The organism is Kitasatospora sp. NPDC057500, from assembly GCF_042802195.1.
Classification (GTDB): domain Bacteria; phylum Actinomycetota; class Actinomycetes; order Streptomycetales; family Streptomycetaceae; genus Kitasatospora.
This window is the reverse complement of sequence record NZ_JBHVER010000020.1, coordinates 61,329-68,881: the sequence shown is the minus strand read 5'-3', so window position 1 is coordinate 68,881 and position 7,553 is coordinate 61,329. Positions and strand designations below refer to the sequence as shown.

The 7,553-nt window shown below is 71.4% G+C and carries 10 protein-coding genes and 2 tRNA genes; 6 read left to right on the top strand and 6 right to left on the bottom strand.

Annotation, left to right across the window (positions count from 1 at the left end):
* Positions 1-96: 96 nt before the first annotated feature.
* Positions 97-303: a DUF397 domain-containing protein gene (locus ACFU74_RS07085; protein WP_380753016.1), complete on the bottom strand. Its 207-nt coding sequence runs from the start codon at positions 301-303 to the stop codon at positions 97-99.
* Positions 300-1,130 carry a helix-turn-helix domain-containing protein gene (locus ACFU74_RS07080; protein ID WP_380753013.1) on the bottom strand — a complete coding sequence of 277 codons (831 nt, stop codon included), beginning with the start codon at positions 1,128-1,130 and terminating at the stop codon, positions 300-302. Before ACFU74_RS07080 ends, ACFU74_RS07085 begins: the two co-directional genes overlap by 4 nt.
* Positions 1,131-1,256: 126 nt before the next feature.
* On the opposite strand from ACFU74_RS07080, the gene ACFU74_RS07075 reads away from it, so the two are divergent.
* The 5 genes from ACFU74_RS07075 to ACFU74_RS07055 all read left to right on the top strand — a co-directional run bounded on the left by ACFU74_RS07075 (position 1,257) and on the right by ACFU74_RS07055 (position 2,439).
* The gene (locus ACFU74_RS07075; protein WP_380753010.1) at positions 1,257-1,493 is read left to right on the top strand and encodes a hypothetical protein; all 237 of its coding nucleotides are present in this window, start codon (positions 1,257-1,259) and stop codon (positions 1,491-1,493) included.
* Entirely contained in the window at positions 1,490-1,687 is a 198-nt protein-coding gene (locus ACFU74_RS07070) for a hypothetical protein (RefSeq protein ID WP_380753007.1), read from the top strand. Before ACFU74_RS07075 ends, ACFU74_RS07070 begins: the two co-directional genes overlap by 4 nt.
* Before the next feature lie 8 nt (positions 1,688-1,695).
* Complete coding sequence (locus tag ACFU74_RS07065) at positions 1,696-2,184, top strand: NUDIX domain-containing protein (protein WP_380753004.1); 489 nt, start codon at positions 1,696-1,698, stop codon at positions 2,182-2,184.
* A gap of 78 nt (positions 2,185-2,262) precedes the next feature.
* Positions 2,263-2,335: transfer RNA gene (locus tag ACFU74_RS07060), tRNA-OTHER, on the top strand.
* A 31-nt stretch (positions 2,336-2,366) separates the two neighbouring features.
* Positions 2,367-2,439: transfer RNA gene (locus ACFU74_RS07055), tRNA-Trp, on the top strand.
* Between the two features lie 29 nt (positions 2,440-2,468).
* Here the strand turns inward: ACFU74_RS07055 and ACFU74_RS07050 are convergent.
* Together ACFU74_RS07050 and ACFU74_RS07045 are read right to left on the bottom strand one after the other, a co-directional pair.
* On the bottom strand, positions 2,469-2,786 hold the full coding sequence (locus ACFU74_RS07050; protein ID WP_380753001.1) for a hypothetical protein: 318 nt from the start codon (positions 2,784-2,786) through the stop codon (positions 2,469-2,471).
* A gap of 131 nt (positions 2,787-2,917) precedes the next feature.
* Positions 2,918-3,937 (bottom strand): hypothetical protein, encoded by a 1,020-nt coding sequence (locus ACFU74_RS07045; protein ID WP_380752998.1) that lies wholly within the window; start codon positions 3,935-3,937, stop codon positions 2,918-2,920.
* 420 nt (positions 3,938-4,357) lie between these two features.
* Between ACFU74_RS07045 and ACFU74_RS07040 the strand changes: the two genes are divergently transcribed.
* Positions 4,358-5,743, top strand: coding sequence for an MFS transporter (locus ACFU74_RS07040; RefSeq protein WP_380752995.1), 1,386 nt, complete (start codon positions 4,358-4,360; stop codon positions 5,741-5,743).
* 51 nt (positions 5,744-5,794) lie between these two features.
* Here the strand turns inward: ACFU74_RS07040 and ACFU74_RS07035 are convergent, their stop codons facing one another.
* Together ACFU74_RS07035 and ACFU74_RS07030 are read right to left on the bottom strand one after the other, a co-directional pair.
* Positions 5,795-6,844 carry a Rieske 2Fe-2S domain-containing protein gene (locus tag ACFU74_RS07035; protein ID WP_380752992.1) on the bottom strand — a complete coding sequence of 350 codons (1,050 nt, stop codon included), beginning with the start codon at positions 6,842-6,844 and terminating at the stop codon, positions 5,795-5,797.
* 118 nt (positions 6,845-6,962) lie between these two features.
* On the bottom strand, positions 6,963-7,526 hold the full coding sequence (locus tag ACFU74_RS07030) for a DinB family protein (protein ID WP_380752989.1): 564 nt from the start codon (positions 7,524-7,526) through the stop codon (positions 6,963-6,965).
* Positions 7,527-7,553: the final 27 nt, after the last annotated feature.

Below are 7,553 nucleotides of genomic sequence, written 5' to 3'. Positions count from 1 at the left end.
TTGAGGCGTTCGGCTTCATGCAAGCACGGTAGCGCGGCACCCCAAGCAGCGGGCCCCGACCGGGAAGCCGGTCGGGGCCCGCACAATGAGCTTGCGTCAGACGGTGGGGAACTCGCCCGCCTGGACTGCGGCGACGAAGGACCGCCAGGCAGAGGCGGGGAAGACGAGGGCCGCGCCAGAGGGATCCTTGGAGTCACGGACGGGGACGGCGCCCGAGAAGCTCGCGGAGACCTCCACGCACTCACCGCCGTTGGTGGAGTACGACGACTTGATCCAGGACACGCCGGACAGGTCAGGGTTCATGAGGCAAGCTCCCTTCGAGCCTTATCGATCAGTGTCAGGGACGCCGCCTTTGGCAGCGCTTCAACCACAAGCTGATCGTACTGCCTCTCCCAGGCCGTGACCGTTTCGCGAACTCGCTCAAGATGGCCGCGCGCATGCGATTCGGCATACCCGACGACCGCACCGTCCGGCAGGTCCAACAACGTCACCGGAAGAGCGAACGGAAGGTTCTCGCCCAGGCTGAAAGGAGCCACCTGAATGGTGACGTTCGAGCGCGTGGCCAACTCCTCGATGCGATCCAACTGCTTCAGCATGACCGCTCGCCCACCGACAACACGGGCCAGGCAGCTCTCGTCCAGCACCGCATGGATGAGCGGCAACTTCTGCCGCTCCAACAACCGCTGTCGAGCCACGAGAACGTCGACTCGCTCCTCGGCCTCCGCCTGCGTGATCGCTCCACGTTCGACGGCCGCAGAAGCCAAGGCTTCTGCGTACTCCGGAACTTGAAGAAGTCCCGTGACAATGGTCAACGCGAAGGTCCGTAAGCGACGGCACCGCGACTCCGCATCGGCGAACTCAGGGAAGCCCTCCAGCAGGCTGGCCTTAGCAATCCTTCGCCACAACTCATAGAAGGTTCCGCCGGTTTCGAACACCTCATCGGCCTTCACTGCGAAGTTAGAGGTTACCTTCTTCTTAGCTCGTTCGATGTACGAGATCATGGCATCGGAGTAGCCCATCCGCCGCCCAAGCTCGACTTGCGACCAACGCATAGCCCTCCGCGACCTGCGAAGTTCTACGCCAAAGCGAACAAGGGGAGTAGAGGTCGCGTCAATCTCGAGTTCAGCCACAGCGATTGCCACCAACTAACTCGTCGGAACGGTCAAGGTTAGACCCTGGCCATCGTAAACCGGCACGGGCCACCATGGCTACACCCCGTGAGAGATCGGGGACCCTGCGCAACCAATGGAGCCCCCATGTCCATTTACTCCCCCACCGTCGGCGAGGTCGTCCGGGACCTCGGGCACCGGGACTTCACCGGCAATCCGGTCGAGGGCGTCTACATGGACAACCTCGCCGGGCTCGTCTACCTCCGCCCCGAATCCGGCGGCTGTGAGTGGACCACCGCGCCCGAAGCCGTCCAGCCCCTCCCCTCCCCCCGCTTCATCGACGTCCAGCACCCCAGCCGGCCCCGCACCGCCGACGTGGCGTGAACCGGGCCCTCAAGCTGGTCGCCACCGTCCTCGGTGTGCCGACCCTCTCCACCCTCGCCGCCTCACTCGTCTGCTGGCCCATCCGTAACGGGCCGCTCGGGCCGCAACTCCTCATCTTCGGGCTGATCCTCTCGGCCGGAATCTCCGCAGGCCTCCCCGCCTGCTTCACCTGGATCTCCTCCGACAAAAGCTAGGAGCCCCCATGCTCAACCAACTCCCCGCCATCCTCACCACCCCGCCCCGCCGCCGCCTCGGCCACCAGGCCCTCATCCTCAACCGCGACGGCGCCGTCCTCCTCATCGGAACGGCCTACAAGTCCGGCCTGATGCTCCCGGGCGGCAGCGCCGAGGCCGACGAACTCCCCCACCTCGCCGCCCGCCGGCACACCGAGACCGAAACCGGCCTCGTCCTCCCCCTCCGCCGCATCCTCGCCGCCGACTACGTCGACGCCCGAGTCCTCCCCGAGGGCGTCAACTTCGTCTACTGGGGCGGGAGGCTGACCAGCGCGCAGGAGACGATCGTCGCCCGCCACCGCCCGCCCCACACCATCACCGCCGTCCACTGGCTCCACCCCGCCCAACTCCCCGACGCCATGGACCCCGAACAGCACCGCCGCACCACCCAGGCCCTCACCGCCCTCACCCGCGGCAGCCACCTCCCCTTCCTCCTCCGGGGCATCCCCGCCGAATAGCCCTCGCGGGATAACCGGTGGACGCCCGGTGGGGCGTGCTCCAGGATGAAGGGCAACGGCCACAGGCAGCGGCCGGGACCGGATGTAGCTCAGATGGACAGAGAGCGCTTCCCTGGTGGAGAGGTCGCAGGTTCGAGCCCTGCCGTCCGGACGAGGTGCCCGTGCCGTGAATCACGGGATTCGCAGGTGTAGCTCAGTTGGAAGAGCAGCGGCCTCCAAAGCCGCGTGCCGGGGGTTCGAGCCCCTCCGCCTGTGCCGAGCGGCCGGTCGCGCCGCAGGCCGCCCTACCGGGTGGCGTCGCAGGTCTGACAGCGACTCACCGCGGCGCGCTTGGTGTTGCCCCCGGTGGCCTGGAGCGGGCTGGACTCCGAGAGCCGGCGCCACGCGCCCGGAGCGGGGTCGAGCACCCAGCCGTAGACGGGCGGTTCGACGTCGGCCGGGACGATGTGCGTGCAGCCGGGCAGGTGGGCCTTCCCGCTCTCGTGCACGATGATCGCGGACAGCGGCCACCCGTCCCACTCCGCGCCGGGGACACCCCGGCGGGGCTGCACACGCGGGGCGCAGTCCGCGCAGTTGCTCAACTCGTGGCGGCAGTAGTCCATCTGGTCCTCACCCTGTCCGGCTCGCGGACCCGCAGTCTACGGGCGCGGGCCGGACGGCTCCGGCCCGCGCCCCCTTGGCCGGGGCGGCGAGGGTCCGCTTTCTTCCGCTGCCTCCCGGACTGGGTGAACCCCTACTGGGCGCCTTCGGAGGCCGGCGCGGTCGGCGAGGACCGCAGTCGGGCGCGGGTAGGTGATCCCGACTCGTACGCCGAGGTGGAGAGGACCCTCAGCATGAGGTCGCCGTACGTGATGCCGGCGGCGCCGGCCGCGGTCGCGAAGCTGGCCTTCTCGCGCAGCGAGGGGAGCGCGTTGAGTTCGAGCCAGTACGCCCGGCCGTCCGCCGCGAGGACGAAGTCGCTGCGGGAGTACCCCGTGCAGCCCAGGGCCTGATGCGCGATCACCGCCGCTTCGGCCACCCGGGCGGCGACTCCGGCCGGAATGTCGGCCGGGCAGACGCGGGTGGACGAGTGGCCGTGCTTGGCGTCGTGGTCGGAGAACTCCCGCTCCGACTCGATCTCCAGGACCGGCAGCGTGCCGCAGGTGCCGTCGGCGTCCTGGAGCACCCCCACGGTGACGGACCGTCCGGCGATGAACGGCTCGACGAAGACCTTGCGGCCCTCCGCCCGGTGCAGGGCCAAGGTGGCGGCCAACTCCTCCAGGGAGTGCGCCACGGAGATGCCGGCGGAGCAGCCCTCCGATTCGGGCTTGACGATGGCCGGCAGGCCGATGCGGGCCGCGGCCAGCCGGGCCCCGTCCGGCCCGGCTTCATCCAGTTCCTCTCCCCCGACCTGCGGCAGGACGTCGACCCCGACTGCGGCCACGCGCTCCTTGGAGCCGGGCTTGTGCATGGACCGGGCACTCTCCGCGATCCCGGATCCGGTGTAGGGGATGCCCATGGTCTCCAGCACGCCCTGGAACGTCCCGTGCTCCGCGTAGTCGTCGGCCAGGCCGAGGAAGGCGACGTCCATGGCCCGGAGTTCGTCGAAGGTGCGGGGATCACCGGCTGCCGCCAACCGGACCTCATGGCCGTTGACCCTGAACACCTCCGCCGTGACCGCGGCCGACCGCAGCAGCAACTCGTGCTTCTCGGGCTGCTTACCGCCAACGATGATGCCGATGCCGGCCATGTTCCCCCTCGGGCTGTCGCTCACGTTTCGTGCTCTCATTGTCACTTGATCGGCGCCCCCGGGAAGTGGCGCCGCTCAAGACGTCCGGCGGCGACGTCCGGCGTCCGGCGTCCGGCGTGCTGATCGGGCGGTCGGCGGCGGCAGCCTGGTTGGTGCCGAGCGTCACACTCGGCTCCGCGGCACGCCCGCCGGTCCGCCTCCGGCCCGGTATTGCGGGGCGGAAGGCCACTCCGCACAGGCCGAGGGCCCGTCCGATTCAGGACCTTCGCCCTGTTTTCCCCTGACCTTCGCCCCCGGGGGACACCCTTCCGACCCGGGCAACTGTGGACGGTCGCCCGGTGGACACCCGGGCGAGCGGACCGCCGCCACCGGCGGTCCGCCAACGACCGTCTACGCGGCGCACGGGTGCGACAGCACGCGGTGCGCTCCGGAGGACCCGAACGAATGTCCCGCACTATCGACAACGCCCCGTATACCGCCTTCCACCGCAGGCTCGCGCTCGCCTGCTCCGGTGGACCGCTGCTCGACGGGTACATCCTGAGCATCGTGGGCGTCGCCCTCATCGGCATGCGCCCCGAACTGGGGCTCTCCACCGCCGACGTCAGCCTGATCGGCGCCGCCGCGCTGGTCGGCATGTTCGTCGGCGGCGCGCTGTTCGGCGTGCTGACCGACAAGATCGGGCGGGAGGTGATGTACACCGCCGACCTGCTCGTGATGATCGTCTGCTCGGTGCTGTCCTTCTGGGTCGACGCGGTCTGGGCGCTCACCCTGCTGCGCTTCGTCCTCGGCATGGCGGTGGCCGCCGACTACCCCATCGCGACGTCCCTGCTCGCCGAGTGGCTGCCCGCCAAGCACCGCGGGCGGCTGCTCGGTCAGCAGATCATCGCCTGGTACGCCGGCGCCGTGCTCGCCTACGTGACCGGCTACCTCTTCCTGACGATCGGCGGCCCCGGCAGCTGGCGCTGGATGCTCGGCAGCTCCGCCGTGCTGTGCGTGGTGTTCCTGGTGATCCGCCGCGGCTCGCCCGAGTCGCCGCGCTGGCTGGCCGCCAACGGCCGGGTCGGCGACGCCGTCCGCCTGGTCGAGAAGCACCTCGGGGTCAAGGTCGACGGCCGCGAGCTGATGCCCGAGCCCACCGCCCCCGGCGCCCCGACCGGCCTGCGGCTGCTGATGACCCCGCCCTACCGGCGGCGGACGCTCTTCTGCGGGCTCTTCTTCCTCTGCCAGGTCGGCCCGCTGTTCGCGATGCTCACCTTCGGGCCGCAGCTCCTGGAGGCCTTCGGCATGCCGGGCGGCACGGTGCTCGAAACCCTCGGCACCGGCCTGATCAGCCTGGTCTTCCTGCTCGGCTGCTACCCCGCGCTGCGCCTGATCGACACCTGGGGCCGCCGCCCGGTGATCATCCGCTCCTTCGCGCTGATGATCGTCCCGCTCGCCGTGCTGGGCCTCTTCCCGGACGCCCCGGCCGCCGTCGTGGTCGTCGCGCTCTGCGCGTACGCCTTCCTGTGCGGCGGGCCGAACGTGCTCGACTGGACCTACCCCAACGAGCTGTTCCCCACCGAGGTCCGGGCCACCGCCGTCGGCGTGGCCACCTCGGTCAGCCGGATCGGCGCGGCCGTCGGCACCTATCTGCTGCCGCTGTCGCTGAGCGGCATCGGCACCGGACCGACCATGCTGATCGCCGCCGGCGTCACCGCGTGCGGCCTGCTGGTCTCGGTGCTCTGGGCCGAGGAGACCCGCGGCACGGCGCTCGGCGCAGCCGCCGCCGTGCCCGGTTCGGCGCCCCGGAAGGCCCGCGCGGCCCGGCCGGCGCCGCAGCCGGTGCGCTAGTCAACCGGCGGTGGTCCCCGTGGTCGGGGGGCACGGGGACCACCGCGCCGGTCAGTTCATGCCGGGCCGGTAGAACTGGCGGGCCCAGTGCCGGTAGATGCCGACGGACTGGTCCCCGGCGGCGAGCCGGGGCCGGGGCTCGTAGCGCTTGTGGTTCCAGATCGGCACGTCCTGACGGATGACCCTGGCCGTCATCCGCAGCGTGGAGCGGGCGACGGCCCTGGTCAGTGCCGTGCGGGCGGCCGGGAGGTTCAGGCCCGGTACGCGGCCCGGGTCGGTGATCTCGCAGGCCGCCGCGACCCGCAGCACCGTCCGCCAGGGGCCGATCGGGGTGGGCAGGCCCCAGAGGTGGACGGCCATGCCGAAGCGCGGCAGTTCGAGCTGGGTGAGCGTCCACCCGAGGCCCGCCATCAGCGTCGACTTCTCCCAGGAGAGCCCGCCGAAGACCGGGATCCGGCCCGCGGTGGAGCGCAGGTTCGTCCGCAGGTACGGCCCTTCGGGCGTGGGCGGCGTCACCTGCCGCACGGCGAGGCGGTGGAGCGTGCCGAGGTGCCGGTAGTCGGCGACGTTCTCCATGACCTCCTGCGGGTGGGTGTCCACCTCGACGGCCCAGTGCGCCGTGGGCCGCACCTGCGCGCCGGGGAGGGCGGGCAGCTCCCAGGTCGGCGGGTCGTCGTCGTGGCCGTGCCAGACGTGGAGGAAGCCGTTGCGTTCGAGGACCGGGAGGTGCTCGACCCCGGTGCGCAGCGGCACGCCGTCCGGATCGCTGACGCAGGCGCCGTCGGCCCCGAAGGCGAAGCGGTGGAACGGGCAGACCAGCGTGTCGCCCTCGACCGTGCTGCCGTAGCCGAGGTGGGCGCCCATGTGGGGGCAGTAGGGGCGGGTGGCGCGGACCTCGCCGCGGCGGGTGCGGTAGAGGACGACGTCCTCGGCCGCGAAGCGCCGGGTCAGCACGGCGCCCGGGCGCAGTTCACGGGAGAGGGCGAGGCAGAACCAGCCGCTGGGCGTCGGGAGCGCGGGCCCGTCGCCGGCGGGCGCCGCCCGGGGTGGGCGGGTCGGCCGGGGTGCGGTGGCCTGGGGACCGTCGTCCGAAGTTGTCATGGGGCACACGGTAGGGAGACGGGCGTGCGCCGCCGCGCAGCGCCGGACGCGACACCTGCCACGATCACTCGCACCGCCGAGGGCCCGGCCTCGACGGGCCCTCGGCGGCGTGCGGTGCCTACTGGCCGACCCGGCCGTCGACGCACTCGCGCAGCAGGTCGGCGTGGCCGCAGTGCCGGGCGTACTCGTCGATCATGTGCACCAGCACCTCGCGCACCGCGAGGTGCTGCCGGCCCAGGCGCCTGCCGAGGTCGTCGGAGTGGCGGGCGAGGGTGGCGTCCAGGGCGGCCTGCTCGCGCTCCAGGTCGGCGAACGCGGCGTCCACCACGGCCTGGTCGGCGACGGCCCCGTGGAAGTCGGCGTCGCGCGCGCCGTACAGCTTGGGCAGCGGCTCGCCGTCGGTGATCCAGTTGTGCCAGTCGCGCTCCACCTCGGCGAGGTGGCGGACCAGTCCGAGCAGCGACATCGTCGACGGAGGCACCGAACGGCGCGCCAGCTGCTCGGCGTCCAGGCCCTGGCACTTCAGGCGCAGGGTGAGCCGGTAGTTGGTGATCGCGTCCCGCAGGGTCGGAAGTTCGCCGTCCGGGGCCGGGCCCTCGTTGTCGCGCGGATCGTCGGCCGGGTCCATCCACATGTCGGGGTAGACGGTCGCCAGGGTCCAGCGTTCGGGTTGGTCGCTCATTCCGGACATGATCGTCCGTGAGGGGCA

Bases quoted from the DNA above. Each gene is read 5' to 3' on its own strand.
- ACFU74_RS07085 (WP_380753016.1), bottom strand. From the start codon at position 303: ATGAACCCTGACCTGTCCGGCGTGTCCTGGATCAAGTCGTCGTACTCC.
- ACFU74_RS07075 (WP_380753010.1), top strand. From the start codon at position 1,257: ATGTCCATTTACTCCCCCACCGTCGGCGAGGTCGTCCGGGACCTCGGG.
- ACFU74_RS07065 (WP_380753004.1), top strand. From the start codon at position 1,696: ATGCTCAACCAACTCCCCGCCATCCTCACCACCCCGCCCCGCCGCCGC.
- ACFU74_RS07050 (WP_380753001.1), bottom strand. From the start codon at position 2,786: ATGGACTACTGCCGCCACGAGTTGAGCAACTGCGCGGACTGCGCCCCG.
- ACFU74_RS07040 (WP_380752995.1), top strand. From the start codon at position 4,358: ATGTCCCGCACTATCGACAACGCCCCGTATACCGCCTTCCACCGCAGG.
- ACFU74_RS07035 (WP_380752992.1), bottom strand. From the start codon at position 6,844: ATGACAACTTCGGACGACGGTCCCCAGGCCACCGCACCCCGGCCGACC.
- ACFU74_RS07030 (WP_380752989.1), bottom strand. From the start codon at position 7,526: ATGAGCGACCAACCCGAACGCTGGACCCTGGCGACCGTCTACCCCGAC.